A 26,557-nucleotide genomic window follows, 5' to 3' on the forward strand; every position below is an offset into this window, starting at 1 on the left:
TGTTCTGCCCTGTGAATGGAAAAGCCGTCAACGCTGGTCTGGTTCCCGCGGCTCGCCTATCACCGGCGAATGGCCAAGCTTTATTTCTATTATGCCAGCATGAACGCGGGGAAAAGCACGACCTTGCTCCAGGCTGCCTTCAACTATGGCGAGCGCGGAATGCGGGTCTCGCTCTGGACCGCTGCGCTTGACGATCGCCCGGGATTCGGCGCGATCAGCAGCCGGATCGGGCTCGCCAGCGATGCCCACCGCTTCTCGCCCGAGACCGACATTCTCGAATGCGTGCTGCAGGAACACGCCGAAGGGAGGGTCGACTGCGTGCTGATCGACGAAGCGCAATTCCTTACCGATGAGCAGGTCTGGCAATGCGCCCGGCTGGCCGATGAAACCGGCACGCCGGTGGTCTGCTATGGCCTGCGCACCGATTTCCAGGGCAAGCTGTTCCCAGGATCTGCGGCCTTGCTGGGGATCGCGGACTCGCTCGTCGAGCTGAAGGGCATCTGCCATTGCGGCCGCAAGGCGACGATGAACATGCGCGTCGATGAAAGCGGCAAGGCGGTGAAGCATGGCGCGCAGACCGAGATTGGCGGCAATGACCGCTATGTTGCGCTGTGCCGCAAGCATTTCAGCGAGGCTCTGGCGGGCTGACCCGCCGCACCCTATCTACAGGCGATGACAGAGACGTTCACACTCGCGCTGGTGCTCATCCCATCGCTGGTTATCGCTATCGTGTTCCACGAAGTCGCGCATGGCTATGCCGCATTGCTGCTCGGCGACACCACTGCGCGCGACCAGCGGCGGCTGACCTTGAACCCGATCCGCCATGTCGATCCCGTAGGCACGCTGCTGGTTCCGGGCAGCCTCGCGCTGATGGGTGCGCCGGTCTTCGGATGGGCGAAGCCTGTGCCGGTACGGCAGGACCGGCTCGACAACCCGCGCTACGGGATGATGGCCGTGGCGGCGGCGGGGCCGGGCACCAATTTCGTGCTGGCTGCGCTGGGTGCGATCGCGCTGGGACTTCTGGCGCCCACACTTGCCCCTGCGCTGGGTGAACATCCGCCGCTGCTGGCGCAGGGCTTGTTCTATTTCATCCTGATCAACGTCTTCCTCGGCATGTTCAACCTGCTGCCGATCCCGCCGTTTGACGGGTCGCACATCGTCGAAGGCCTGCTCCCGCGTCGATACGTCCACCTCTACGCGCGCCTGCGGCCGTATGGCATGCTGCTGTTCGTGGGGCTGGTCGCGGTGACGTGGTTCGCGCCGCAGTGGGGCGTACTGGAAAACACGATCGGCCCGCCGGTAAACTGGGCGCTTGAGAAATATTTGCACCTCGCCAGCGCCGTCTCGGGCAAGTGATGCCGCACGGCTGGCTGATTCTCGACAAGCCCCGCGGGCTTGGTTCGACACAGGCAGTCGGCATGGTCAAGCGCGTGCTGCGCCAAGGTGGGCACGGCAAGGCCAAGGTTGGCCATGGCGGCACGCTCGATCCGCTGGCCGAAGGCGTGCTGCCGATTGCGCTGGGCGAAGCGACCAAGCTGGCCGGGCGGATGCTCGATGCGAGCAAGATCTACGATTTCACGATTCGCTTTGGCGAGGAGACCGACACGCTCGATACCGAGGGTCAGGTTGTGGCGACCAGCGATGTGATGCCATCGCGGGCCGAGGCCGAAGCCATCCTGCCGCGCTTCACCGGCCCGATCGAGCAGGCCCCGCCTGCCTATTCCGCGATCAAGGTTGAGGGCAAGCGCGCCTATGACTTGGCGCGGGCGGGCGAAGAAGTGGAAATGAAGACCCGCGCTGTAACGATCCATTCGCTCGAACTGGTCGAGGCTGGCGCAAGCTCGGTTACCCTGCGCGCTCATGTCTCGAAAGGCACCTATATCCGCTCGCTGGCGCGCGATATTGCGCATGCGCTTGGAACGGTCGGTCACGTCACCTATCTCAGGCGAACCAAGGCCGGTCCGTTCCTTGAGGAATCGGCGATTTCGCTGGACAAGCTGGAGGAAATCGCTAAGGGCGCGAGCCTTCAAGACCTCCTCCTGCCGCTCGAGGCGGGGCTGGACGACATCCCGGCCTTGCAACTCGATTCCGTTAGCGCGCAGGCGGTCCGCCAGGGCCGGGTGCTAACGGAGATGCCCCAAAGCGACGGGCTCTATCTGGCAAGGCTGGGCGATGTACCGGTGGCGCTGATGGAACTCACCGCTGGCACGGCCAAGGTCGTCAGGGGTTTCAACCTGCCAGATGTCGCTGAGTAAGAGAGAACAGACATGTCGGTTACCGCCGAAAAGAAGCAAGAGATCATCAAGGACAACGCCCGCGACAACAAGGACACGGGCAGCCCCGAAGTGCAGGTCGCGATCCTCACCGAGCGCATCCGCAACCTCACCGATCACTTCAAGGATCATCACAAGGACAACCACTCGCGTCGTGGCCTGCTGATGATGGTCAACAAGCGTCGCACCCTGCTCGCCTATCTCAAGAAGAAGGACGTCGAGCGGTACAACGCACTGATCCAGAAGCTGGGTCTTCGTAAGTAAGAGTTTCTCGAGGGGCGGCTCAAGGGTCGCCCTTCGTCTATTTGGGGCATGCGGGCATTCGGTCCGTTCGCCTTGGGGCAGGAAAACGCCCCGCACCGGGCCGGGACGGCTTTCCCGGAATTTGGAAGTATCGCAGCAGAAAGTGGAAACCGGTTTCTGCGCCCGCGATACGGCCAGACAATATAGGCCCCGCACCGCAATATGGCGCTGCGGGAACACGTAAGGAAAATCAATGTTCGACACGAAAACCGTATCGCTGGAGTGGGGCGGAAAGACCCTCACTCTGGAAACCGGCCGCATTGCCCGCCAGGCTGATGGCGCTGTGCTGGCCACCTATGGCGAAACCGTGGTGCTGTGCGCCGTGACCGCCGCCAAGAGCGTCAAGGAAGGCCAGGACTTCTTCCCGCTCACCGTCCACTACCAGGAAAAATTCTCGTCGGCCGGCCGGATCCCCGGTGGCTTCTTCAAGCGCGAACGCGGCGCGACCGAAAAGGAAACGCTGACCAGCCGCCTGATCGACCGCCCTGTGCGTCCGCTCTTCCCCGAAGGCTTCTATAACGAAATCAACGTTATCGCGCAGGTCTTCAGCTATGATGGCGAGTGCGAGCCCGATGTGCTGGCGATGATCGCTGCTTCGGCTGCGCTGACCATTTCGGGCGTTCCCTTCATGGGCCCGATCGGCGCCTGCCGCGTCGGCTTCGTCAATGGCGAATACGTGCTCAACCCGAAGCAGACGACCTCGCTTTCCGACGATGGCCGTCTCGACCTCGTCGTTGCCGCCACGCATGACGCGGTGATGATGGTCGAATCCGAAGCCAAGGAGCTCACCGAGCAGGAAATGCTCGGCGCGGTTGCCTTCGCCCACGACAACATTCGTCCGGTGGTCAAGGCGATCATCGAGCTGGCCGAAAAGGCTGCGAAGGATCCGTGGGAAGTCGCTTCGCAGGATGGCAATGACGACATGAAGTCGGCGATCAAGGCCATGATCGGCAACGATATCGCTGCCGCCTACAAGCTGACCGACAAGTCGGCCCGTTCGGACGCGCTCAACGCCGCCCGCGACAAGGTCAAGGCGCATTACGCTTCGGAAGAATTCGACGGCCAGCAGCGCATGACCGCGATCAAGCTGACCAAAAAGCTCGAAGCTGAAATCGTCCGCGGCGCCATCCTGAAGGACGGCACCCGCATCGACGGTCGCAAGCTCGACCAGGTTCGCCCGATCGAAGCAATGGTCGGCGTGTTGCCGCGCGCTCACGGTTCGTCGCTGTTCACGCGCGGCGAGACCCAGGCGCTGTGCTCGACCACGCTCGGCACCAAGGACGCCGAGCAGATGATCGACGGCCTCGAAGGGCTGAGCTACGAACGCTTCATGCTGCACTACAACTTCCCGCCCTATTCGGTCGGTGAAGTGGGCCGCTTTGGCGCGCCGTCGCGTCGCGACACCGGACACGGCAAGCTGGCATGGCGCGCGCTGCACAATGTGCTGCCGAGCCATGAGGACTTCCCCTACACGATCCGCGTCCTGTCGGACATCACCGAGTCCAACGGCTCGAGCTCGATGGCGACCGTGTGCGGCGGCTGCCTCAGCATGATGGACGCCGGCGTTCCGGTCGTGCGCCCGGTTTCGGGCATCGCAATGGGCCTGATCCTCGAAGGCAAGGACTTTGCGGTCCTGTCGGACATCCTGGGTGACGAAGACCACCTCGGCGACATGGACTTCAAGGTGGCCGGCACCGAAGCGGGCATCACCACGATGCAGATGGACATCAAGGTTGCCGGCATCACGCAGGAAATCATGGCGAAGGCGCTCGAGCAGGCGAAGGCCGGCCGCACGCATATCCTTGGTGAAATGCAGAAGGCTCTTGGTTCCGCTCGTACCGAAGTCAGCAAGCATGCTCCGCGCATCGAGACGATCCAGATCGACAAGTCGAAGATCCGTGACGTCATCGGCACCGGCGGCAAGGTGATCCGCGAGATCGTGGCCGAAACCGGCGCGAAGGTGGACATCGACGACGAAGGCGTGATCAAGATCAGCTCGTCGGACCTCGACCAGATCGAAGCCGCGAAGAAGTGGATCCTCGGCATCGTCGAGGAACCCGAAGTCGGCAAGATCTACAACGGCAAGGTCGTCAACATCGTCGACTTCGGCGCTTTCGTGAACTTCATGGGTGGCAAGGACGGCCTCGTCCACGTCAGCGAAATGAAGAACGAGCGGGTTGAGAAGCCGACCGACGTCGTGTCCGAAGGCCAAGAAGTGAAGGTCAAGGTGCTCGAGATCGACAATCGCGGCAAGGTCCGCCTGTCGATGCGCGTCGTTGACCAGGAAACCGGCGAAGAGCTGGAAGATACGCGCCCGCCGCGCGAACCGCGTGAACCGCGCGGAGATCGTGGCGACCGCGGTGACCGGGGTGATCGTCGGGGCCCGCGCGGCAACCGCGACCGTGGCCGGGGCGGCGACCGTGGCGGCCGTCGCGAACGCGGCGGTGACGACGGTGCGGCACACGTGCCCGACTTCCTGAAGGACTGATCGTCCTTCTGGCGTAACATGAAGGGGCCGCGGGTTCGCCTGCGGCCCTTTTGCTTTGGAGAATTGCCATGCTTCCGCGCGAGACCCTTGCCACGGCCGAGATTCCCGGCGGCGACAGGCTGACGCTGGTCAGCCACGGGCGCGATTTCATCATCATGCTTGGCCGTGACGAACTGATGGGCACGCGGATGCAGTTCAGCGAGGAGCAGCTGGCGGAGCTGACGCTCGATCGCGTCACTGCGCCCGCGCCGCGCGTGCTGGTCGGCGGATATGGCATGGGCTTCACCTTCCGCGCGGCACTTGCCAAGCTCGGCGGGAGAGGCTGGGTGGTCGTGGCCGAAGTCGTGCCCGAGATCCTCGACTGGGCGAAAGGTCCGCTGGCGCATCTGACCGGCGACACGCTCGACGATCCTGCGGGTGAGATTGTGATCGCCGACGTTGCCGCGCTGATCGACGACGCGGTGGACGGCACCACGCCGCGCTATGACGCGATCCTGCTTGATGTCGACAACGGCCCCGACGGGATCGTGCGCGAAGGAAACGAGCGGCTTTATACTCGCACCGGGATCGCGCGCATGCGCGACGCGCTCAATCCGGGCGGCGTGCTGGCGGTGTGGTCGGCGGCGCCCGACAACAAGTTCACCGTGCGATTGAAGGATGCGGGCTTCGCGGTCGACGTGCAGACGGTTCGCGCCCGCCCCAACAACAAGGGTCCGCGCCACACGATCTGGTTCGCGGAGCGCCGTGCGGGCGGTTAGCGACTAGAAGTCGTAGATCAGCGTCATCCGGCTGAGCGTGTCGGTCTGGACCGCGCCCGCGGGTGGATTGCTGTCATAATCGATCGCATAGGCAAAGCGCGCAGTCAGCTTGTCGCTGACCTTGGCGTTGAGGCCGGTGACGAGATTGATGCTGGTATTGCCCGCATCGACAATCACCGTTGCCGAGCCGCCGGTTTCCGCGACGGCATTGGTGTCATGCGTCAATTTCAGCCGGTCGGTAATGTTCCAGTCGAAATCCACGCCCAACAGGCCGGCGATCCGATCTTCGCTTTCGCCATTCACGAATTCAGTGACGCGATAGGCCGGGCCAATCTTCGCCGAGAGTTGTAGATCGGCCTGCTTGATGAACTGGTATCCGATGCCGCCTGACACTGCGTAACGCGCTGAAAAGCCCTGGATCCGATCACGTTCGTACTGCGTGAGCCCGTAAACGAACAGCTTGTCCGAGATGTTGTAGTTGGGCTCATAGGCGAACAAATACTGCTCGCGCGTCGTGCTGCCATTCGTGCGCTGGTAGTCGGCGCGGCCGCGCAGCTTGTGGCGCCAGTCGATCCCCGTGCGGGTCAGCGCCAGGCTGCCGGTGAGCCCCGTATTCGAGCTGTTTCCGGTGGCACGAAACCCGCCCAATTCGCCCTTGCCGTCCCAATTGTCGAACAGGCCCGCGTGGCGGATTTCTTCCTCTTTCGCCGCCTTCTTTTCCTCTGCCAGCCGGGCCTGGTCGGCTTCGAAGCCGGCAAGGATGGCGTCGACTTCTTCGCTGTCGCCCGGATTGGTCTGGCGCGCGAGGGCAATCACCGCCCGCACCGTCTCCGGATCGCCCTTCTCGATTGCCGCATCGATCATGGCTCTGACCGGCGCGGGAAGCTCCGCTGCGGTGGCAACCGGGGACATCAGGCAAACGAGCGCGAGGCTCGCACGGAAAACAGTCATCGCAAATCTCTTCAGCCGTTGAAGCGCGGTACGCCCATATAGTCGCGCTTGCCGATCGGCACACCTTTCATCCGCAGGATGTCGTAGAAGGTGGTGGCGTGGAAATAGAAATTTGGCTGGCTGAAGCTCAGCAGGAAGTTCTGTCCAGTGAATTCCATCAGCCGCTTTCCGCCCAGTACGAAGCCAACGGTCTGGTCGGCCACAGCTTCGAGCTGTTCGGGCGTCACGCTGGCGAGGCCCTGCTGCGCTGCGGCGATTTGCGCGCGCATCGCATCCCAGCTGCCCGGGATGTCGGTGAAATCGGGTGAGAACTCGCCGGTCGGAAGCAGGTCGATGACGAAGGCCGAATGGACCCAGCAGCTGCGCACGTGCCACGGCAGCGGCCACATGGTTTCGGCCAGCCGCGCCTCGATCAGTTCGGCATCGTCCAGCCCCTGCTCCTTGGCATGGGCTTCGGCCTTGTCGATGAGATTGGCGACGCCGCCAAGGATCTGCTGGCAGCTGGGAACGAATGCGTCGTAAAGCGAAAGGGCCATGGTCATTCTCTCCGGTTGCAAGAAGGCCCGGCAATCGCGCGACTGCCGGGCCCTTTGTTCTTTGTATCAGCGTACTCGCGGACCGCCGAAGGGCAGCGGCGGAGGTGGTCTGCGCGCGCCACGCGGCAGCTGCGCCTGGTAGGCGCGCCCGCAATGGTCGACGCAATAAGGATAGCCGGGGTTCACCTGCTCGCCGCAGAAATGGAAGTCAGGCTCTCCCGGATGGCCCATCGGCCAGCGGCAGACCTTGTCTGACAGATCGAGCAGGCTCGTCTTGTCGGCGATTTCCGGGCTCGGCTTGGCCGGCACCAGCCGGCGCGGCGGGGCCGGCGGGATCGGCGCCTGCTGTTCGCCGGGGCCTTGGCGCAGGAAGCCGCCCGGGCCGACCGAAACGATCTTGGGCAGGTCGGCTGTCGGATTGGGGATCGGCTGCGACGGGATCGCTGCCTGGCTCGCGCTCGCGGTCGAAGCGGGCGCGCTCGCAACCGGCTTGGCCACAGGCTTGGGCGCCGCGGGTTTGGCCGCCGGCTTCTTTGCGACTGCAGCCTTGGCCGCAGGCTTGCTCGCAGCCGCCTTGGGCTGTTCATTGGCCTTCACCGGCGACGGGCGCGATTTCAGGCCCAGGCGGTGCGCCTTGCCGATCACCGCATTGCGGCTCACGCCACCAAGTTCGTCGGCAATCTGGCTGGCGGTGGCGCCGCCTTCCCACATCTTCTTCAGCGTTGCGATACGCTCGTCAGTCCAACTCATCGAAATTCCATTTCCTGTTCGCCTGCCCCCGCATCGTCTAACAGCGGGGCGATCGCATCGCCCGACTTGTCACAGCCGCCGCATCGCACTAGTCGCCCATGCATGGCCGATCAAGCACCTGCAGCCAGCCCCGTTCCGGAGGCACCCCTCGATAGCGAAGTCTCGGGCGAAGGGACCCGTTTTCAGCCCCGCGGCGAACCGGTGATCACCGGTATCAACCGCATCGGGCTGTGGAGCCTCTATATGAAGGAGGTGCGCCGGTTTCTCAAGGTCCAGACGCAGACAATCTGGGCTCCGGCGGTCACCACGCTGCTGTTTCTCGTGATCTTCACCGTGGCGCTGGGCCGCGAAGGGCGCATGGTGCTCGGCGTGCCCTTCGCCAGCTTCGTCGCGCCGGGGCTGATCGTGATGGGCATGATGCAGAATGCCTTCGCCAATTCGTCCTTCTCGCTGCTTTCGGGCAAGATCCAGGGGACCATTATCGACCTGCTGATGCCGCCGCTCTCGCCCGGAGAATTGATGACCGGAATCGTGGCCGCGGCGGTGACCCGTGCGGTGATGGTCGGTTGCACCGTGGCCGCGGCGATGCTGCTGTGGCCGGGCGTGCATCTTGGGGTCGAGCACTGGTGGGCGGTGATCTGGTTCGGCCTGATGGGCGCGATCATGCTCAGCGTGATGGGCCTCGCCACTTCCATCTGGTCCGAGAAATTCGATCACAACGCAGCGATCACCAATTTCGTGATCGCTCCGCTGTCGCTGCTGTCGGGCACTTTCTACGTGATCGACAACCTCCACGGCGTGTTCCAGGGGATCAGCCGCACCAACCCCTTCTTCTACGTGATTTCGGGCTTCCGCTATGGCTTCCTGGGCGAAAGCGATATCGGCGAAGGTAGCGGCGCAATCGTGCAGGCCGCGCTTGGCTTGGGCGTGCTCAACCTGGCGATGGCCTATGTGGTGTATCGCGTGCTCAAGTCCGGCTGGAAGCTGAAGGACTGAGCCTCAGACCTAGTGGGTCAAGGCGCGCCGCATGCGGTAGCGCCCGCCATCGAACTGTTCGAACAGCTGCGCGATATGCGGATGGTCAATCGGGCCGCCGCTCGTATCGCGCAGCAGGTTCTGCTGGCTGACATAGGCGACGTAGGAACAGTCCTCGTTCTCTGCCAGCAAGTGATAGAACGGCTGGTCGCGATCCGGGCGGATCTCTTCGGGGATAGCCTGGTACCATTCTTCGCTATTGGCGAAGACCGGGTCGATGTCGAAGATTACCCCGCGAAAATCGAACATGCGGTGGCGCACGATCTCACCGATCCCGAAGCGGGTTTTGACGTGGCGCGGGGCATCAATGTTGCGGCCCGCCTGGCTGGAAAAGAACACAGCGCGATCCATAGTTCGCAGGATATGGGTTTTTGCAGGTGCGAAACAAGATGCGTGCGATGCATCGTCCCCAGTTTTGGCGCGAATTGGGGCTTGGCAAGGAGCGGGGCTTCGGCTAACCGGCGCGCTCGCTTCGACCTGGGCCCATGCCCGCAAGCGCACCCGACATGCGGAGAGGTGGCAGAGTGGTCGAATGCGCCGCACTCGAAATGCGGTATAGGGGTAACTCTATCGAGGGTTCGAATCCCTCCCTCTCCGCCACCTAGTCTTGTCTTTTCCCGACCTTTGAGAATTGACCCCTCAGAACCTCGCAGTTCTGCGGGATTGCGGCTGCGAACCCGTACCACAGAGAGCGGAATGCGGAGAGATTTTCAGCCCGTTCGGCCGGTTTTCTCTGTGGGCCATTTGCGTGGTACCGGATTGGGATCTTTCCGTGTTAACGGCCTAAAAACACGGAAAATCACAAAAAGAACACGGAAAGCGAGCACTGGCGGCTCCCTTTCACCAGAGAGAACAGTTGGTTGGCGGGAGATGGGTATGCGCCAGAACACGAAAAAGCCGGCCTGCGCTTGCAGATCGGGCTAACGAGGGCTTGGCTTTTCAGGCGAAGGTCAGAGGTGTTTCAGGAGCATTTTGAACTTGTGATAATCGGTCGCGGCAAGGAACTGGACGGTTGAGTCGACCTGGTCCTTGAACTTGCAGTGGGGAAAACTGAAGAGCTCGGCTTCAAAAGCAGGAAGCCAGGGGGCCTCTTCAGGTAACCAGACCTTTCCCTGCTCGAACTTCACAGCCTGCTGCTCGGTACGTTCAACCTTGCCTTTGGACGGCAAGAGATTGACCAGCCACTTTTGACCATCAAGATCATGGATAGTCTCGACGAGGCTGATGCCACTGGCCTTCTGTTCTACGATCACGAGCCTTGCCTTGTGCTTTGCCTTGAGCTTGTAGACCGCCTTTACGAGGTCAGGAAAGCTGGGCCGTTCCCGCCAGACATCGAGCAAATAGAAGCCGTCTGGACACATCGCCCAAGTGGTGCATACGCTCCAGGCACTTTCCTCATCGCCTTCATAGGCCGTATCCCAGCTCTGGACGATGGCCATGGTTTGGGACGGCTTGGGCGGCTTATCGTAGCGCCGGATCCACTGCTCCTTGATGATCGCTCCTCCCGGCGGCAGTGGGCTCTGGTTGAACTGGGCCTCGAAGTCGAACTCGCCCATGTCCTTCTTGAGCTGCTCAAGATCCTTCAAGTCGTGGCGCTCGGGCTGAAGGACGCGGCCGGCCTTGAAGCGGACCTTGAGGCCACCCTCAACAATGTCGAAAACCTGGGTTGTCGGCTGGATCGCCGGCAGGATCAGCTCGGTCCAGCCTCCGGTCTCGATGATGTGACCGGGCAGGTCCTCCTGGTGGAGCCTCTGCGCCACGACGATCAACCTGCCCTTCTTGGGGTGATTGAAGCGCGTGTGGATGGTCGATTTGAACCACTCGATGCACTTGGCGCGGGCGGTAGGCGAGTGACCCTCGCTCGCCTTGATCGGATCATCGATGATGATCACGTCGGCACCTCGGCCAGTTAGCGTTGCCCCGGTCGATGTGGCAAAGCGGTAGCCGCCCATCGTGGTCCCTATCTCGGTCTTGTTCTGCTGCTTGGGATCGAGATGGGTGTTGGGGAATACGCGTTTGTAGAATGGTGATTTCATGAGCTTTAGGCAGTCACCACTGAACTTCTCGGCGAGGTCTGTGCCGTAGGAAGCACAGATGATCCGCGTCTTGGGATCCTGGCCGAGCAGCCAGGCTGGATAGGCAATCGAGATCAGGTAGGTCTTGAGATAGCGCGGCGGGATGCAGACGAGCGCTCGTCTGACATCGCCTCTGAAGATTTTCATCAGAAGGAAGCAGATGATCGCGATATGCGGGTCCATATAGAGCTTGCCAGGCTCGAGGATCGGGAAGGCGCGAATGGCAAAGGCAAAGAAGTCCTTGCGGCAAAGGTCATCGACGATCCGGCGCAGTTCGAACGGATCAGCCATTGTTTTCCTCCTCGTCTGATTGTTTGAAGACTTTGAATGTCTCTCGCAGTTTGAACCACTGATCGAAGGTATCGAAGTCGGCAGCGGATTCCGCCTTGGTTGGAGGGATATTCTCACCAGGGTCGAACTTCTCATCGAGGCTCATCTGCATGGCGATAGCCTTGAGGTCGCCGGATGCGGCCTTCTGGGCGAGCTGATGATAGGTCAGCTCCTGCTTGGTCATCTTCTGGGTCTCACCGTCGAAATTGACGGTGATCTTCTTCTGGACCGCCTCCTTCCATAGTGTCTTCTGGTTCTTCGAACCCTTCGGGCGTCCCTTGGGATTGGGGGAGGGCTCGCCCTTCTTCCACCAGCTGTCAGGGTCGGTCTTGCCCTTGGCCCATTTGGATGGCTTCTTGTAGGGGCCCTTAGCCATGGCTTTTCTCCCCTTCCGACAGGCGAACCCTTGTAAGTTCGTCGAAAGTCAGCCCGGTCTCGATGTGAATGGCTGGTATACCCGTCTCGCGCTCCCAGCGGCGGATCGTCCGGTCCACATATTTGGGATCGAGTTCGATGCCGCGACAGATACGCCCGGTGTTCTCGGCAGCAAGGATGGTGGTGCCTGATCCCATGAACGGATCCAGCACGATATCTCCGCGATTGGTGACATCGAGCAGGGCATCCTCAACCAACGGAATTGGCTTGGGTGTGGGGTGGTCAGCCAATGCCTTGGCCGAGGAAGACCCCGGCCGGTTTGCGCCAGGATAGCGCCAGATGTTGCAGCGATCGCGCCCATGCCTGCCGAGCCGGATGTTGTTGGTGGCAGGGGTCTTGCCATTGCAGAAGACCGCAACGAACTCATGCGCGTTGCGGTAGAGGCCACCCATACCGCCAGAACCCTTGTCCCATACAACAATGTTGTTGCGCGTAAGGCCAATATCCATCGCGGCGAGCAGAAGCGGGTCAATCTGCCGCCAGTCCATGCACGCGAAGGTAATAGCGCCGGTTGAGCTGTTCGCTTTGCAGTGGCCCAGATAGTTCTTGAAGAATTCCTGGAGCTCCCCGCGATCCATATCGCCAGCACCCATCAGGAAGTCCTCATGCTTGTGCTGGCCAAGCCCGCTCACAAAGCCTTCGATCCCGCAGCCGTAAGGCGGGTCGCTGAAGATGCACTGGACAAGCTCGCCGGCGAGGAGGCGCACATACGAGTCCATCTCCAGTGCGTCGGCGCAATGCAGGCGATGGACGCCCAGCTGGTAGATATCGCCGAGCAGTGAAACGACCGGCGCACTGCCTTCATCATACTCAAGTTCGTCCTCACCGCTATCACTCCCTGGGGGTTCGGACAGGGTCGTGATCTGGTCGATCTCGGGCAGGGTGAAGCCGGTGTTTGTGAGCTCGATACCGGCTGACTCGAGCCTGATCATCTGTTCGCGCAGCAGGTCCGTGTCCCACGCGCCTGTCTCACCGACGCGATTGAGGGCAAGTGCGAGTGCCTCGATCTCTGCCTCGTCTAGATGTTCGACCGAGATGCAGGGAACACTTTCGAAACCGAGCCGCTCTGCCGCCTCGCACAGGATGTGGCCGGATACGACCACATCATTCTGATCGATCAGCACGGGCATCACCAAACCGAATGTACGGATCGACGAAATCACTTTCTCGAGTTGGTCGGGCAAAGTGATGCGCGTTCGATTTGGCGAGGGCCGAAGGTCGGAAAGGGGCTTTTCAATGACGACAAGACTAGGCTGGATGTCGTTGCGCGCGGGGCGGGACGCAGCACCAACGACCCTTGCCTTCGCCGCCTGTCCCTTTCGCCGGGCGCGAGACTTTTCCTGCAGCTGCTCTTTCATCCTGTCAGTTAACATCTTGCGCTTGGCAGCAGGCTTCTTGCTGCCGCCGGAGGGTGTTTTGCTTGTTGTCGAAATGTCGCTGGCCTTTGCGGCCGACGGGCTGGCTTTCTTGGGATGGTCCTGGCTATTCATAATTTCCTCCGTCCGTTGGTTCCGGCGGAGGAGGAGCTGAGTGCACAGTTGGTCCTGCCTCCACGCGGGAGTTTCAGGACCTGACCCCATGACTTAGGGGCCTACATCCATTTGCGATTGAGCTGGAAGCTCAGTGACAAATACCGTCTCAGGTCGATGTACTACTAACGAGCCACAAGTGCCTGCCGCTTGCAAGTGGTTTTTACAGCCTCAGGCTCAGCGCATCAGTTTAACGGCTTTCGAGCGCTGCATCGGAGGTGGTGAGCATAGCGACAAGGTCGGCTTTGCGTCCCAATCCAAGACGTAGGCTTCCGATTTCTTAGTTCCCAAAAGCGGACCGTCTCTGCGGCCATTCCGGCCAAGGAGAATGAAGATGACATACTCACAATATGACCCAGCGGCGCAGAACCGTGTACCATGGAACTTTGGTGCCAAGATCGGCCCAAAGCGTCCCTTCAATCAGAAACAGATCTGGGCGATCCGGTTCTTCCTCGATCGCGAGAAACGTATTCGGGATCGAGCCCTCTTTGATTTGGCGATCGACAGCAAGTTGAGAGGCTGCGATCTCGTCGCGCTCAAGATCGGGGATCTGGTTGTTGGCCCGGAAGTCAGGACGCGGGCGACGATCACTCAGCAAAAGACCGGCCGGCCAGTTCAATTTGAAATCGCATCAGACGCCAGGGCCAGCTTGTTTGCTTGGCTTGAACGCCGAGCAGGTGGGGTCGAAGACTTTGTCTTTCCGAGCCGCATCGATCACGCGCGACATCTCAGCACCCGCCAATATGCTCGACTGGTCGATGAGTGGGTTGATGCGATAGGTTTGCGGCCGGAAGAATACGGAACCCATTCGCTTCGTAGAACCAAAGCCTCGATTATCTACAAAGCGACAGGCAACATCAGGGCGATACAGATCCTGCTCGGGCACTCCAAGATCGAGAATACCGTCCGCTACCTGGGCGTCGACATAGAAGATGCCCTCACCTTAGCCGAGAAGACTGAAATCTGACTGTTGTTGGGCGCCAGCTCGTTATGGGCTGGCGTCCGCTCTTGGGTGGAGAGCGGACATTGCCCATTTGTATTGATCGATACAGTTTAGCTGGCGCTGCGCGCCACGCCATAGCGAACGTAGGCCCGCTCGATTTGCTCTTCGATGCTACGTTCTGGGAAAATGGAATAGCTTGGCGCACGTATTGGCGCAGCTGATTCCACATCGATCTTGATTAAGGCGTGGACCGGAAAGTTGGGGCCCGCCATGCGAAGCAGTGGCGGCGAGAGAAGTCCAAACTCGGGATCTGACGAACGAACTATCCGCGCACGTCCAACGAATTTCGCACCAAGTTGCGCGAACACATCAATCATGCTCACACATACCAATGGGTTAGATCGGATGTTTGCGACAGACATGGGAGACGCGACATTTGCAATCAACAGCGACATGTCACCAGCCCGACAGAACAGCTCCTTTGGACTGACATTGGGCTGTCCTTCCGTGTTCACTGTTGCAAGCCAGCACAGCACAGACGATCGGAGTGCAGAGTCTAGCATGGATGAGATTTTTTGCGTTTCTCGGATCATGACAGAGTTGGCCTTCTAGACTGACATGTCAGACAATCGATTATAGCATTTCCAAATTGCCATGCCGTAAGTGTCGAGGACACAAATGGCAGCAACGCCCACCAATGGGTGGAAAGCGGAGGCTTGCTGCGCATTATTCTTCAGGTTTGTTGCGCCTAATCTCGTCCTCTCTCTTATGCATATCCGCCCAAAGCTTCTCAGTTCCAGCCTCAACCGATCGATTTATGAACTGCGATGCAACTAACCACCCTTTGATGGGGCGAAGCGGAAGCAAGCAGCCTAAGCTCATGAGTGGAATCGCGATTGCGAGCAAGGCAGCTAGTGGCGGCTCCCACAGAACCTGAAGCCAGACAACTAGGAACAGCAGAGGAAACGCTACGAACGTCAATGAAAAGAACGCCGGACCGTCATCTGGCGATGCAAATCTATAGTCGAGGCCACAAACCTCACATTCATCGCTTACCTTCAGCCAGGATTTGAACATTTTTCCTTCGCTGCACCGCGGGCACAGACCTTTCCAGCCAGACTTGAAAATCCACGCCGCCTTCTCGCCTTCTTCAAGTTGCACCATTTACCTCCAAACAGCAGTGTCACGGCCATAAACCGCAAAATAAGGCACGGCCCCTCCTGCCTCCCATTGTTCCTGCAAAAGTGGGGCGCAAACGGATTATTTTTCACTAGGGTTGCAAAAAGCACATGCTAGTACGAGCGACCGCTATTGGGTGGAAAGCTGACATTCTGCTTCTAGGTTAGTTCGACTGGAAGCTGCCCCGTGTCCGGTTTGCGATCGCCACCAACGACAGCATGACCGGCACTTCGACGAGCACTCCGACGACCGTCGCCAGCGCCGCTCCGCTGCCGAGACCAAACAGGCCAATCGCCACAGCGACTGCAAGCTCGAAGAAGTTCGACGTCCCAATGAGTGCGCAAGGCGCAGCTACCGAGTGTGGCACCTTCCAAGCCTTTGCAGCTCCATAGGCGATCAGGAAGATGCCGTAGCTCTGGATGATGATCGGCGCAGCGATCAGCGCAATCAGCAGAGGGCGCGCTACGATGGTTTCGGCCTGGAATCCGAACAGGAGCAGCACCGTCATTAGCAGGCCGATGATGGAGAGCGGCTTCATTCGCGCCGTAAAGTCCGAAACCGCAATTTCGCTGCCGCCATGGTTGGCCAGCAATCGATGGCGCACGAATACGCCGGCGACGAGCGGTATCACTACATAGAGTGCAACCGAGAGCAGCAGCGTTTCCCACGGCACGGTGATATCGGCAACGCCGAGCAGCAGCGCGACTATGGGGGCAAAGGCGACGATCATTATGAGATCGTTCGCCGCGACCTGGACCAGAGTATAAGCTGGATCGCCTTTGGTCAGTTGCGACCACACGAACACCATCGCGGTGCACGGAGCCGCACCCAGCAGGATCAGCCCTGCGATATACTGCTGCGCGTCGGCGGGAGCGATCAGATCGGCGAACACGAGCTCGAAGAACAGCACGCCCAGCGCTGCCATAGTGAAGGGCTTGATCAGCCAGTTGACGACCAATGTGATGATGAGGCCCTTCGGCTTGTCGCCGACCCGGCGCACCGCGCCGAAATCGACTGCGACCATCATCGGGAAGATCATCGCCCAGATCAGTATCGCAACGACAAGATTGACCGAGGCATACTCGATCGAAGCCAGCGAAGCGAAGATATCAGGGGCGATATTGCCCAGCGTGATTCCGCCGAGGATCGCCGCGCCGACCCAAACCGAAAGCCACTTTTCGAACAGGCCAAGACCCGCCGCGCGGGCACCAACTTCGGCGGACATCGGCGCCCTCAGCAGCAGGCAGGCTGTGGCGCGGCGGCTTGTGGTTCCTGACAGGCACCAGAAGCGGATCCGTCCTCGACGAATTGCTCGAAATCGGGGCTGCCGCCGTAGACCGTGCTTTCGCCTTCGGTCAGAAACGCTTCCCACACAACGCCATCGGGATCGGCAATCCAGCTCTTCTCCGATTGCGCATAACAGCAGGTGGTTGCCCCTTCCTCAAGCACGGGGCGATCGGCGGCCTTTAGCTGGCCATAGACCTCTTCGAGTTCGGCCTTGTCCTCGACCTGTAAACCGAGATGCCTGATGCCCCTTCTGGCGTCGTCGCGCATCGAGATCGCGAAGTTGATGCGTGGATCGTCGAGCATCCACTTTGCGTAGTCGGCCTTCACCACAGCGGGTTCGGCACCGAACAGACTCGAATAAAATGCAACAGACTTGTCGAGGTCAGTCACACCGACATGCACATGGAAACGTTTCATCAGGCGCTCTTTCGTTCAGGGGAAGGAAGGCATGCGGCATCCTCGGAACAGGAAACGCCGCCGCAGCAATTCTCGGTAAGGAAGCCCATCAGGCAATTCATCGCGGCATAGTCCGCCGAATAGATGATCGAGCGGCTTTCGCGCCGCTGGGTAATCAGCCCGGCATTGGCGAGCTGGGCGAGGTGGAAGCTCATCGAGGAAGGGGGCACGTCCAGCTTTTCAGCAAGCACGCCCGCGGCCACTCCCCGCTCCCCAGCCTGCACCAGCAGGCGAAATGCAGCGAGGCGATGCTCCTGTGCCAGGGCAGACAGGGCACGGATCACGCGATCGGCTTCCATTTCTTACTCCTATGATTCGATAAATATTAAAATATCGAAGCATTGTTGGCGAGTCAATAGTGGAAATCCGCTCAATGAGGTGATGCACAATAAGGTTCCGCAATTAGGTCGCTAGCGGGCATTCCCCATTCTCAGTGCCCTAATGTCAGAAATTGGGTGGAATGCGGGCGAAGAGCCAACTCTGTTTGATGCCTGCTTTAATGACGATCGCCACCTGACGCCTAAATGGCGGATGTCAGATTATCCGGATCAAGCTTGGTCGTCCGACACTTGCCATTTGCCACATTGTCCCATGCGCAGGATAGCCGTTCGACTGCGACATCGATACTGCTCTCAGGCAGGGAATATGGTAAGCGCAGGAAGCGATTGAGTGCGCCATCGACACCGAACCTGCTGCCGGGTGCAATTCGTAGCCCTTGCTCACGCGCCGCAGCGGTCAGCGCGATAGCGACAGGGACTGGCAACTCCACCCAGACTGACAGGCCGCCCTGCGGGTTTTCGAAGTTCCAATCTGGGAATTTCCTTCCTAACAGAGCGAGCAGGTGATCGCGCTGACGCCGGATTTGATCCCGCTTATCGGGAAGACTTGATTCTTCGTTGCGCAGCAAGGACATCGCGGCCAACTGCTCCAGAACCGGTCCCCCCATGTCGTGGCTCGATCGATGCAAAGCCATGGCACGAATTATGTCGCGGTCTGCTCGCACCCAGCCGATCCGCATGCCGCCCCAATAGCTTTTGCTCATCGAACCGAGGCTGATGATCTTGCCCCCTCGATCGAAATGGGCGACGGGAGACGGAGGCCCTTGGTCGAGCCAGAGGTCGGCCATGGTTTCATCGACAATGAGATTGCAACCGCGATCGACCATGATCTTCGCAAGCGCCGCTCGGCTGAACTCATTCATGCATCGGCCCGATGGATTATGGAAATCAGGGATGAGATAACTGATGCGTGCGCCGGTCTGCCTAAGTGTTGCGTCTAACATTTCGATGTCCCAGCCAGACGGCGGCAACGGCACAGGAATTGCCTGGCAGGAGGCATTGGCGATGGCGTCGAGCGCCTTTGGGTAGGTCGGCTGGTCGACGACAACCTGGTCGCCCGGACGAGACAAAAGACTGAGAGCCAATACCAGTCCATGCTGCGCGCCCTGCGTGACGAGAATTTCGTCAGGTGCTGTTGGCACCCCACGACGGACATAGCGGTCGGCGATCACCTGCCTGAGCCCAACAAGACCCGCCGGCTCATAGCCTAGTGCAGGCAGATAGATCGGTAGCTCGGCAAGGGCGCTCGTGTAGGCAGCATGGATTTCCTTTGGAGCCGGAGGCGCGGCAATGGAGAACTCCATCAGGGAATCATCATGCGCCTCGTCCGGCAGCCGCTTGGCCTCACTGGGCAGGCGCGTGAGGCTCCCCGATCCGTGGCGACTGACAACGAAGCCAAGATCGCGCAGTCCGGCATAGGCTGCACCAATTGTGGTGCGGCTCACCCCAAGCACTTCGGCCAAATGACGTTCCCCGGGGAGGCGCACTCCAATTGGCAAGCGACCGTCAAGTATCAGCAGGCGCAGTGCGTGCTGGATTTGGCGATACGCGGGCACCTTCCCACCTACCCTATGCCATCCACCCATCAGTCGGGCGAGCGAAGCGGGGCCAATCTTGCGTGTCGACATCAGTCCACTGTCGCAAAAGTGGCTATTTAAATCAATACCACTTTGGGCGAAATGCCTGGCATGATTCGCAGATTGATCCAGCTATTCCTCGGCCTCGCGCTCTATGGCCTGTCCATCGGCTTTGTCATCCGATCGGGCCTTGGCGGCAATCCGTGGGACGTCTTTCACCAGGGCGTTTCGGACCATTCGGGCGTCAGCATCGGCACAGTCATCATCTTGACCGGTGCCGCTGTACTGCTCCTTTGGGTGCCGCTTCGCCAACGACCGGGCATCGGCACGATCAGCAATGTCTTCATGATTGGCATCTTTGCCGACTTCGGCCTTTGGCTACTTCCACAGGCTTCGAGCATTTCGTGGGCCTGGGTGATGCTCATCACCGGGATTCTCCTCAATGGAATCGCTGGCGGCGCATATATCGGTGCAGGCCTTGGCCCAGGCCCACGTGACGGCCTGATGACCGGGCTGGTCAAGCGCACTGGAGGCTCGGTTCGCCTTATCCGGACAAGTATCGAACTGCTGGTTTTGGCCATCGGCTGGATGCTTGGAGGCACCGCCGGAGTCGGCACGGTGATCTATGCTCTAGCGATAGGTCCAATTGTCCATCGCACGCTTCCGTTCTTCACGATTCCGGATAACAAACCACTGGTATTGGTTTCGTGCCAAACCCAGGATTGCGGTCAGCCCTTGATCCCACAGGAATGATCCGTGTTTGATTGATAGGAAAAGAAGGCGGAAAGCCCGCCTTTTGGGTCGAAGGCCAACCGGCTGGTACTGGGTGAAAGGCGGACATTAGCGATAGCTCAAACCATCGCGTTTGATGCCCTCAAGAGTCCCTTTGCATTCAGGACGATCGTGTCTTCTGCCGATGGCCTAGTCGATGTGCAGTTCTTCGGTGGCCAGCGCTCTTTGCACCGAAGGGCGCGCCAGCATCCTGTCCTTGTGCGCGGTCCATGCGGGGTATTGGCTCATGTCGATCCCCACAAGCCCGCCCCAACGGTAGAATACCAGCATGTAGGGATCGGCGATCGAAAAGCGCTCCCCGACGAGCCAATCGCCCGCCTTGGCCAATTCTTCGAGTTCATCGAAATGCCGCCTGATGGTTTCGAGCGCATCCTGCTCGATCTCAAGCCGTGCGTCCTGGCTGCTGGCGAACCGTTCGGACCGCCAAAGCTGCGCAAATGCGACATGCACGGTTGAGGTGAAGAAATTCAGGAGCTGCGCGGTTCTCCCGAGCGCCTGAAGGTCGTCGAGGTCCAGCAGTTGCGCCTGCCCGCCAAGGTGGCCGAGATAATGCAGTATGGCCGGCGCTTCGGTCAGTACGAAGCCGTCCTCGACCAGGGTCGGCACGCGGCCATGCGGATTGAGAGCCAAATAATCGGGCGTTTGATGCGCACCTTCCCTGATTGCGACCCTGATCGCTTCGAATGGAATGCCTATTTCCTCGAGCGCAATATGCACCGCAAGCGAGCATGCGCCGGGTGAATAGTAGAGCTTTCGCATGGCCGGATGATCCCTTCCCTTTCCGGGGTCGTCAGAAATTGCGCGCGGCTTCGTCCACGGTGCGCTGTGCCGCCTTGGCTGCAATGGCGCGCAGCGGCCACGCCTCGTAATGCTCCAGGGACTGGCGCACCGCGCGCTCGAGTTCCGCGCGTGTGTAGAGCTTTCCTCGCAGGACGACTGCCTCGAGGCTGTCCAGCGCACCGAGCGACTGCGTCGGATCCCGGCCGAAGATAAGAAGGTCGGCCTGCGATCCCTGTGCGATGCGGCCCGCCCCATTGCCAAGCGATGTGCCCGCCACATTGGTGGCGTAGGCCAGCACCTGTTCAGGAGCCACCCCCGCCTTTTCGAACAGGCGCATTTCCCGCCAGAATGACCAGCCGGGCGCGGTGAATGGCTGGCCCGCATCGGTCCCGATATGGAGCACGGCTCCCTGGTCGGACAGGCGCTTCACCAATTGCTGCTTGAGCGCAAGCGCACCGGCGGCCTGTGCGAAGCGTTCCTTTTCCAGCCCGCGGTAGACCGGAAGGCCCGTTTTCGAATTCCACACCACATCGGCGAAGAACGAGGGCAGCAAAGCCTTGGACCTGCGCGACGCCACCGCAGGATCGGTAAGCCCCTGAAAGCCTTCGAGCGTCGCGATGGTCGGAGTGTTCCGGATCCCCTTGGCGAGGATATGGGATTGCACGGCGTCGAGCCGTTCGGCTCCCACATCCGACCAATCGCCATTGCGATAGGTCACTTCATGCCCGTCGAGCGTCGAAGGGTCGGGAACACCGAAGAAATGCTGGACGTCGGGAATGCCCGACTTTTCCAGCGTCATTTCGACCGGAACGTGGCCGATCACATGCATGCCGCGCGCATCGGCGGCGGCAATCAGCCCGCGGATCAGCTCGGGTGTTAGCCCTTCATATGCCTTGATGCAGCCATTGCCACCTTCGGCGACCCTGGCGACCGCACGCTCCGCGTCGCTGACCGTCTCGACTAGCAGCGTATTGGGCCAGACCTTCTTGCCCTTCGAAACGAACGGGCCGCAGGAGATCATGCTCGGGAAGGGAATGTCCTTTCCGATCAGCTTCCTCGCCGCGGGATCCGCTGTGCCGTCGATATCGCCCGCGCTGCGAATGGTCGTCACGCCATGCGTCAGGTGCAGCAGGCCATAGTGCCGGGTCAGCTTGAGCAAATTGTCGCCCGGCAAATGGGTGTGCATGTCGATGAAGCCGGGCAGGACGAACTTGCCGCGATATTCGTCCAGCACAGGCAGGTTGGTGCCTGCGTCCGACAATCCGACCTTGCCGCCCTCCACCTCGATCCTCGCTTGCGAGGTTCGATCGAGCATCGGATTGACGATCGTCACATCCTCGAGCGCGAAGGCCTCATAGGCAGGCGAAGGGGGAGCGGGAACCCGGAAGACCAGCAGCCAGATGGCCACCGCGAGTAGAGCCAGCAGCAAGAGCGCGGCAAGCGAGCGCTTGAAGAACAGTTTCACGAATTGAGGCCCTTGATAGCCCGGAGTTCCGCCTGGTCCAGCGGCACGGCTTGTCCGTTGGCATCGACCAGTCCGATTTTCAGCCGCTCGCCGGTCTTCTTGTTCACCAACCGCGTCAGCGGGTCGTCGTCGCGCAGGACATTGTCGCCCCATTCCTTCATCGCGAGGATGACGGGCAGCAAGGCGCGTCCGGCTTCGGTCAATTGGTAGGCTTCGCGCGTGCGTTCGGTTTCGACCTTGTAAGGAACACGCTCGAGGACGCCGCTGTCCACCAGCATGGCGAGGCGCTTCTGCAAGGTTGCGGGAGGAACGCCCAGGTCCGCCTGAATGTCGCCGAAGCAGGAAACGCCATAGAAGACTTCGCGCATGATCAGCAGCGTCCACTTGTCGCCGAGCAATTTGGCAGACATCGCCATGCCGCAGTCGGAGGTTGCTATCGGCGCGCGCTGGCGCGGCGGAGGGTTCGCATCAAACTTCATTTTTTGAACTTAGCGCACGGATTCGCTGGCGTCAATTATTGAAGGCAGCTAATTGTGGCGCGGGTGGTTTTGTCGCGGGTTTGTCGGGTTTGGGCGATTAGCTCGCGCAATCGGCGGCCAACTCCGCGAGAGGCTGCTCAATATGGGCAGGCCCACTCAACGGATGCCCGGCAATTGGAGCCGCACGATGCGTTTCACGATCATTCTACTCGCCGCCATGCTTGCTGGCGGATGTTCGGCCATCAAGCCGGCCGCGATGCGCATGCCGTCCGGCCTCGATGTGGCGTCGGAGCGCCTTCCCTTCAGCGGTATCGGCGGCGGCACGAAGGGCCGCTTCGCCGTTGGCGCTTATCGCGGCGAATTCGAAAGATCGGAAAAGCGGCTCGCCATCTTCGACGTTTTCGAACGCAACTATGGCCATGCCGAATATGTGGTCGAGGGCCCTGCGATCAGCAGCACGATCGAAGCGAATTGCCGCTTCGCCGAGCGGCTGGTCGATCTCGAGATCGCCGAATTCAAGCCGAAGAAGATGGCCTATCGCTGCGAGTACACTGCCGAAGGGCGCCCCTTCCCCGCGCGCTTCGAATTGCAGGAGGTCAGCCGCGGGCTGGCCGGTGCGCTTTCGAAGAACGAACGCCACGGCGAGATTGCCCTTGGCGGAGAAACGGTGCAAATCCGCTCCGTACACAAGCTTGTCGGAACGCCAATCGCCATGGCCAATCCCATTGGATATGTTTTCGAGCAAGACGGCCGACCGGTCGGCGCAATCGAGCTCAACGGATCGCCCGTGATGTTCGTTTCCGACGGTGCCGACGAAGGGCTGGCGCGAACCATCGCCGTTGCATCGGTTGCGCTCGCAATATTCTGGGATCCTGCAAACAGTGCGCTTGATGACGACTAAGGTCGCTTCCGGGAAAGCTGGTGGGTCGGACCATCTGGTCGCCGCCACTCCCGATCCCGGCTTCCTGAAGCGTGCGCTCCTTTCGCTAGGCGGTGAACGCAAGCAAATCCTGCTTCTGATTTCGATTACCTGGCTGGTCTGCAGCACCTTGTTCACTTTGCCATTCATCACATTCGCACAGCAGATCGACTGGCCGGCGATGCTGGCGCACGCGATTGTCGGTGCGGTGGGCCTGCTCGCGTCGGTCGTACTGTTTGCTGCGGTGATCTGGGCGACCGGGTTCAGGCGGCGCCACGCGATACCGATCGTCTTTTCGGCTGCCATAGCATTGAGCGTGGCGATGAGTTTTGCCGACCTTGCGATTTTCGACATGATCGACAGCCGGCTTGGGCGCGAGTTCCAGCCCGGCGTTTCGGACCTGACCCGCTGGTTCGGCAATTTCGCGATCTTCATTTCGCAATTCGCTGTCATCGCCGCGATGACATGGAGCCTTGAGGTCTTCTCGAGGAACCGGCGGCAGGAAGCGGAAATCCAGGCTGCGCGGCTTGCCGCCGCACGGGCGCAGGGCGCGGCGCATGCAGCGAACCTCGCCGCATTGCGCTACCAGCTCAATCCGCACTTCCTGTTCAACACGCTCAACTCGATCTCCTCGCTTGTAGTGACCGGGCGCAACAAGCTCGCCGAACAGATGCTGTCGCAGCTGTCGGACTTCCTGCGCGTCACTCTCGCAAGCGATCCGAATGCCGCGCAGACGCTCGAGCAGGAGCTCGAGACGATCGAATCCTATCTCAATATCGAACGCATCCGCTTCGGCGACCGGATGGCGGTGGAATACAAATGCCCGCCCGAATTGCGCGATTCCGAAATGCCCAGCTTCATTCTCCAGCCACTGATCGAGAATGCCGTGAAGCACGGAGTCTCCGAACACGCAGGTTCGGTCGAGATCATGATCGAGGCGACGCTGGAAGGCGAGCATTTGGTCATGCTGGTCGACAACAGCATCGGCACTGAACACCGCGCCCAATCGGGGACGGGGGTCGGCTTGCGCAACGTGGCGGATCGCTTGCAGGCGCTCTACGGGACGGGCGCCTCGCTTGAGACAATCCGGCGCGAAACGGGATTCCTTTCGATCGTCCGGCTACCCTACCGGGTTGCCGGGCAGTGAAGTTGCTCAGGGCCCTGCTGGTGGACGATGAACAGCTGGCGCTGGACCGGCTGCACGGTTTCATCGACGATATTGGCGAGCTTGAAGTGGTGGGCACGGCCTCGACCGCCAGGGAGGCGAAGGATGCGATCGAGCAGTTCCGGCCCGATATCGTGTTCCTCGACATACAGATGCCGGGCGGCAGCGGCATGGCGCTTGCCTCGGACCTGCCGATCGACGATCGCCCGGAGATCATCTTCGTAACGGCGTTCGAACATTTCGCGCCCGACGCGTTCGATGTCGAAGCGGCAGATTACCTGCTCAAGCCTGTGCGATTCGACCGGCTTCGGCAGGCGCTGACGCGCGCGCGGCGTCGCATCAAGCTTGCCGAGACCGAGCGTTCGTCTGCCGGCGTGGACCAATCCGGCAATGATTACCTCAAGGAAGTCTGGATAGCGACGCGCGGGGGCCAGGTTCGCCTTGAGGTCGGGATGATCGACTGGATCGAGGCCGCCAAGGATTATGTGCTGCTGCACACTTCGACGCGCAGCTATCTGCACCGTGTCTCGATGAATTCGCTTGAGGCCAAACTCGATCCGCGGGAACTCATGCGGGTACATCGTTCGGCCTTTGTCAGGCCCGATCTGGTCGAACGGCTCGAGCGGCCGGGCAAGGGCAGCCTCAATCTCGTGCTGCGCGACGGTGCGATCGTCCAGGTCGGGCCAAGCTACGTCAAGGAAGTGCTTGGCCGTCTCGGCGCGAAGCAGGACTGATGTCCGCATCCAATTTGCTCACATCGCTGGCAACAGAAAATGCCCGCCCGGCAAAAGCCGGGCGGGCACGCTTCCGAGTTAGGGGTTGGGGGCGAGGAGTTAACTCAGAAGCGCAAACCTGCGGTGACCATCACCTGGTGGCGATCGGTTTCCAGATCGCTGTCGGAGAAGGAACCGTAATCCGAATAACGGTATTCGATGCGAGCGAAGGGCTTGCCGATCTTGAATTCCATACCGGCGCCCAGGCGATAGCCGCCGCTGGTGGCCGAATATTTGGTCACTTCGTCATCAAGCGTGTAGGCCGCTTCATAACGCAGGTCGGTGTAGCCGGCCTTGGCGTAGGCCATCATCCGGTTGCTGATCGGCAGGCCGACGCGGATGCCAGCATAGATGTCACGACCGGCCGAAAGGCGCAGTTCGTCGCCAGCCTCGATGATATCGGCGCCATGCGCGCTGACCGAGCTTTCGCCGAGTTCGGCTTCGATACCGAAGATCATCCCGGCAAGCTTCATGTCATAGCCAGCCGCAATGCCGTATGCGACGCCGTCTTCCGAACCGCTGTCGGTGCCGTCATTGGCGCCGATGCTGTCGTAACCGGTGGTTGCTCCGACCCACGGGCCTTCGAACGCGTTTTCTTCCTGCGCGAATGCAGGGGTTGCAGTGGCACCCAGGGCCAGCGCAGCAATAACCAACTGTTTCATCTTTGAACCCTCAAAACTGCGGCATTCACGACCGCCTGGCTTCGAAGCACCGGACGGTCCGGCCTTCGAGCGGCGCAATGTCAGTTTCGCCAGGGTTTCACATCGAGACTTATCCGAACGCACACGCTCGCGCGCCCAATGGCGACGCCATGCGACGAAACCGGCCATCGCTGCGACGAAGGTCAAAACCAGATGTCAGGCCGAGCGGCACCTGGGCAAAGAGGCATGCATGAACGTGGCCTCACGCCCCCTTTTTCAAGTTTGAGAGCAAGCATCGGG

General features: G+C 60.6%; 29 protein-coding genes and 1 tRNA gene. 13 read left to right on the plus strand and 17 right to left on the minus strand.

The window, feature by feature from the left end; genetic code table 11:
• Window positions 1-69 precede the first annotated feature (69 nt).
• The 6 genes from ACUJ47_RS11860 to ACUJ47_RS11885 all read left to right on the plus strand — a co-directional run bounded on the left by ACUJ47_RS11860 (window position 70) and on the right by ACUJ47_RS11885 (window position 5,822).
• On the plus strand, window positions 70-648 hold the full coding sequence (locus tag ACUJ47_RS11860; protein WP_445538898.1) for a thymidine kinase: 579 nt from the start codon (window positions 70-72) through the stop codon (window positions 646-648).
• A gap of 24 nt (window positions 649-672) precedes the next feature.
• Window positions 673-1,356, plus strand: coding sequence for a site-2 protease family protein (locus ACUJ47_RS11865; protein ID WP_445538596.1), 684 nt, complete (start codon window positions 673-675; stop codon window positions 1,354-1,356).
• Window positions 1,356-2,255 (plus strand): tRNA pseudouridine(55) synthase TruB, encoded by a 900-nt coding sequence (truB, locus tag ACUJ47_RS11870; protein WP_445538597.1) that lies wholly within the window; start codon window positions 1,356-1,358, stop codon window positions 2,253-2,255. The genes ACUJ47_RS11865 and truB overlap by 1 nt, the downstream gene beginning before the upstream one ends.
• Window positions 2,256-2,267: 12 nt before the next feature.
• Entirely contained in the window at window positions 2,268-2,537 is a 270-nt protein-coding gene (rpsO, locus tag ACUJ47_RS11875) for a 30S ribosomal protein S15 (protein WP_354143969.1), read from the plus strand.
• A gap of 232 nt (window positions 2,538-2,769) precedes the next feature.
• Window positions 2,770-5,064 (plus strand): polyribonucleotide nucleotidyltransferase, encoded by a 2,295-nt coding sequence (gene pnp, locus ACUJ47_RS11880; RefSeq protein ID WP_445538598.1) that lies wholly within the window; start codon window positions 2,770-2,772, stop codon window positions 5,062-5,064.
• A 68-nt stretch (window positions 5,065-5,132) separates the two neighbouring features.
• Entirely contained in the window at window positions 5,133-5,822 is a 690-nt protein-coding gene (locus tag ACUJ47_RS11885; protein WP_445538599.1) for a spermidine synthase, read from the plus strand.
• 3 nt (window positions 5,823-5,825) lie between these two features.
• Here ACUJ47_RS11885 and ACUJ47_RS11890 read toward each other — a convergent pair whose 3' ends face one another.
• From ACUJ47_RS11890 to ACUJ47_RS11900, 3 genes are read right to left on the minus strand one after another with little or no spacing between them, the layout of a single operon-like run.
• On the minus strand, window positions 5,826-6,773 hold the full coding sequence (locus ACUJ47_RS11890; RefSeq protein WP_445538600.1) for a DUF481 domain-containing protein: 948 nt from the start codon (window positions 6,771-6,773) through the stop codon (window positions 5,826-5,828).
• An 11-nt stretch (window positions 6,774-6,784) separates the two neighbouring features.
• Window positions 6,785-7,315: a DUF1993 domain-containing protein gene (locus ACUJ47_RS11895; RefSeq protein ID WP_445538601.1), complete on the minus strand. Its 531-nt coding sequence runs from the start codon at window positions 7,313-7,315 to the stop codon at window positions 6,785-6,787.
• A 60-nt stretch (window positions 7,316-7,375) separates the two neighbouring features.
• The gene (locus tag ACUJ47_RS11900) at window positions 7,376-8,059 is read right to left on the minus strand and encodes a GcrA family cell cycle regulator (RefSeq protein WP_445538602.1); all 684 of its coding nucleotides are present in this window, start codon (window positions 8,057-8,059) and stop codon (window positions 7,376-7,378) included.
• 102 nt (window positions 8,060-8,161) lie between these two features.
• On the opposite strand from ACUJ47_RS11900, the gene ACUJ47_RS11905 reads away from it, so the two are divergent.
• Window positions 8,162-9,055 carry an ABC transporter permease gene (locus ACUJ47_RS11905; RefSeq protein ID WP_445538603.1) on the plus strand — a complete coding sequence of 298 codons (894 nt, stop codon included), beginning with the start codon at window positions 8,162-8,164 and terminating at the stop codon, window positions 9,053-9,055.
• Window positions 9,056-9,064: 9 nt separating this feature from the next.
• Here the strand turns inward: ACUJ47_RS11905 and hspQ are convergent, their stop codons facing one another.
• Complete coding sequence (gene hspQ, locus ACUJ47_RS11910) at window positions 9,065-9,445, minus strand: heat shock protein HspQ (protein ID WP_445538604.1); 381 nt, start codon at window positions 9,443-9,445, stop codon at window positions 9,065-9,067.
• A 159-nt stretch (window positions 9,446-9,604) separates the two neighbouring features.
• Between hspQ and ACUJ47_RS11915 the strand changes: the two genes are divergently transcribed.
• Window positions 9,605-9,694 (plus strand) — tRNA-Ser (locus ACUJ47_RS11915).
• 350 nt (window positions 9,695-10,044) lie between these two features.
• Here the strand turns inward: ACUJ47_RS11915 and terL are convergent.
• Genes terL through ACUJ47_RS11930 form a run of 3 tightly spaced genes read right to left on the minus strand, consistent with a single transcriptional unit; the run spans window position 10,045 to window position 13,424 of the window.
• A complete protein-coding gene (terL, locus tag ACUJ47_RS11920; protein ID WP_445538605.1) occupies window positions 10,045-11,460 on the minus strand; it encodes a phage terminase large subunit in 1,416 nt (471 codons plus the stop codon).
• On the minus strand, window positions 11,453-11,875 hold the full coding sequence (locus tag ACUJ47_RS11925) for a DUF5681 domain-containing protein (RefSeq protein ID WP_445538606.1): 423 nt from the start codon (window positions 11,873-11,875) through the stop codon (window positions 11,453-11,455). Before ACUJ47_RS11925 ends, terL begins: the two co-directional genes overlap by 8 nt.
• Entirely contained in the window at window positions 11,868-13,424 is a 1,557-nt protein-coding gene (locus tag ACUJ47_RS11930) for a site-specific DNA-methyltransferase (RefSeq protein WP_445538607.1), read from the minus strand. The genes ACUJ47_RS11925 and ACUJ47_RS11930 overlap by 8 nt, the downstream gene beginning before the upstream one ends.
• A gap of 373 nt (window positions 13,425-13,797) precedes the next feature.
• Between ACUJ47_RS11930 and ACUJ47_RS11935 the strand changes: the two genes are divergently transcribed.
• Window positions 13,798-14,430, plus strand: coding sequence for a tyrosine-type recombinase/integrase (locus tag ACUJ47_RS11935; protein WP_445538899.1), 633 nt, complete (start codon window positions 13,798-13,800; stop codon window positions 14,428-14,430).
• 86 nt (window positions 14,431-14,516) lie between these two features.
• Here ACUJ47_RS11935 and ACUJ47_RS11940 read toward each other — a convergent pair whose 3' ends face one another.
• The 6 genes from ACUJ47_RS11940 to yczR all read right to left on the minus strand — a co-directional run bounded on the left by ACUJ47_RS11940 (window position 14,517) and on the right by yczR (window position 19,294).
• Window positions 14,517-14,999, minus strand: a complete 483-nt coding sequence (locus tag ACUJ47_RS11940; RefSeq protein ID WP_445538608.1) for a pyridoxamine 5'-phosphate oxidase family protein — start codon at window positions 14,997-14,999, stop codon at window positions 14,517-14,519.
• A 133-nt stretch (window positions 15,000-15,132) separates the two neighbouring features.
• Window positions 15,133-15,570, minus strand: a complete 438-nt coding sequence (locus ACUJ47_RS11945) for a DUF983 domain-containing protein (RefSeq protein ID WP_445538609.1) — start codon at window positions 15,568-15,570, stop codon at window positions 15,133-15,135.
• A gap of 178 nt (window positions 15,571-15,748) precedes the next feature.
• A complete protein-coding gene (arsB, locus tag ACUJ47_RS11950; protein ID WP_445538610.1) occupies window positions 15,749-16,810 on the minus strand; it encodes an ACR3 family arsenite efflux transporter in 1,062 nt (353 codons plus the stop codon).
• Between the two features lie 8 nt (window positions 16,811-16,818).
• The gene (locus tag ACUJ47_RS11955; protein WP_445538611.1) at window positions 16,819-17,289 is read right to left on the minus strand and encodes an ArsI/CadI family heavy metal resistance metalloenzyme; all 471 of its coding nucleotides are present in this window, start codon (window positions 17,287-17,289) and stop codon (window positions 16,819-16,821) included.
• Complete coding sequence (locus ACUJ47_RS11960; protein ID WP_445538612.1) at window positions 17,289-17,627, minus strand: ArsR/SmtB family transcription factor; 339 nt, start codon at window positions 17,625-17,627, stop codon at window positions 17,289-17,291. The genes ACUJ47_RS11955 and ACUJ47_RS11960 overlap by 1 nt, the downstream gene beginning before the upstream one ends.
• 221 nt (window positions 17,628-17,848) lie before the next feature.
• Complete coding sequence (gene yczR / locus ACUJ47_RS11965) at window positions 17,849-19,294, minus strand: MocR-like transcription factor YczR (protein WP_445538613.1); 1,446 nt, start codon at window positions 19,292-19,294, stop codon at window positions 17,849-17,851.
• A 60-nt stretch (window positions 19,295-19,354) separates the two neighbouring features.
• On the opposite strand from yczR, the gene yczE reads away from it, so the two are divergent.
• Window positions 19,355-19,996 carry a membrane protein YczE gene (yczE, locus tag ACUJ47_RS11970; protein WP_445538614.1) on the plus strand — a complete coding sequence of 214 codons (642 nt, stop codon included), beginning with the start codon at window positions 19,355-19,357 and terminating at the stop codon, window positions 19,994-19,996.
• Between the two features lie 168 nt (window positions 19,997-20,164).
• On the opposite strand, the gene ACUJ47_RS11975 is transcribed toward yczE, so the two are convergent.
• The 3 genes from ACUJ47_RS11975 to ACUJ47_RS11985 are packed head-to-tail and all read right to left on the minus strand — an operon-like array spanning window position 20,165 to window position 22,759.
• A complete protein-coding gene (locus ACUJ47_RS11975) occupies window positions 20,165-20,794 on the minus strand; it encodes a glutathione S-transferase family protein (protein WP_445538615.1) in 630 nt (209 codons plus the stop codon).
• Window positions 20,795-20,825: 31 nt separating this feature from the next.
• The gene (locus tag ACUJ47_RS11980) at window positions 20,826-22,280 is read right to left on the minus strand and encodes an amidohydrolase family protein (protein ID WP_445538616.1); all 1,455 of its coding nucleotides are present in this window, start codon (window positions 22,278-22,280) and stop codon (window positions 20,826-20,828) included.
• Window positions 22,277-22,759: a winged helix-turn-helix transcriptional regulator gene (locus ACUJ47_RS11985; RefSeq protein ID WP_445538617.1), complete on the minus strand. Its 483-nt coding sequence runs from the start codon at window positions 22,757-22,759 to the stop codon at window positions 22,277-22,279. Before ACUJ47_RS11985 ends, ACUJ47_RS11980 begins: the two co-directional genes overlap by 4 nt.
• A 142-nt stretch (window positions 22,760-22,901) precedes the next feature.
• Between ACUJ47_RS11985 and ACUJ47_RS11990 the strand changes: the two genes are divergently transcribed.
• The 3 genes from ACUJ47_RS11990 to ACUJ47_RS12000 are packed head-to-tail and all read left to right on the plus strand — an operon-like array spanning window position 22,902 to window position 25,577.
• The gene (locus ACUJ47_RS11990) at window positions 22,902-23,660 is read left to right on the plus strand and encodes a hypothetical protein (RefSeq protein ID WP_445538618.1); all 759 of its coding nucleotides are present in this window, start codon (window positions 22,902-22,904) and stop codon (window positions 23,658-23,660) included.
• Window positions 23,650-24,825, plus strand: a complete 1,176-nt coding sequence (locus ACUJ47_RS11995; RefSeq protein WP_445538619.1) for a sensor histidine kinase — start codon at window positions 23,650-23,652, stop codon at window positions 24,823-24,825. Before ACUJ47_RS11990 ends, ACUJ47_RS11995 begins: the two co-directional genes overlap by 11 nt.
• Window positions 24,822-25,577, plus strand: coding sequence for a LytR/AlgR family response regulator transcription factor (locus ACUJ47_RS12000; protein ID WP_445538620.1), 756 nt, complete (start codon window positions 24,822-24,824; stop codon window positions 25,575-25,577). Before ACUJ47_RS11995 ends, ACUJ47_RS12000 begins: the two co-directional genes overlap by 4 nt.
• 104 nt (window positions 25,578-25,681) lie before the next feature.
• Here the strand turns inward: ACUJ47_RS12000 and ACUJ47_RS12005 are convergent, their stop codons facing one another.
• Window positions 25,682-26,278: an outer membrane protein gene (locus ACUJ47_RS12005; protein WP_445538621.1), complete on the minus strand. Its 597-nt coding sequence runs from the start codon at window positions 26,276-26,278 to the stop codon at window positions 25,682-25,684.
• Between the last annotated feature and the right edge of the window lie 279 nt (window positions 26,279-26,557).

This window comes from Altererythrobacter sp. Z27 (genome assembly GCF_052683155.1).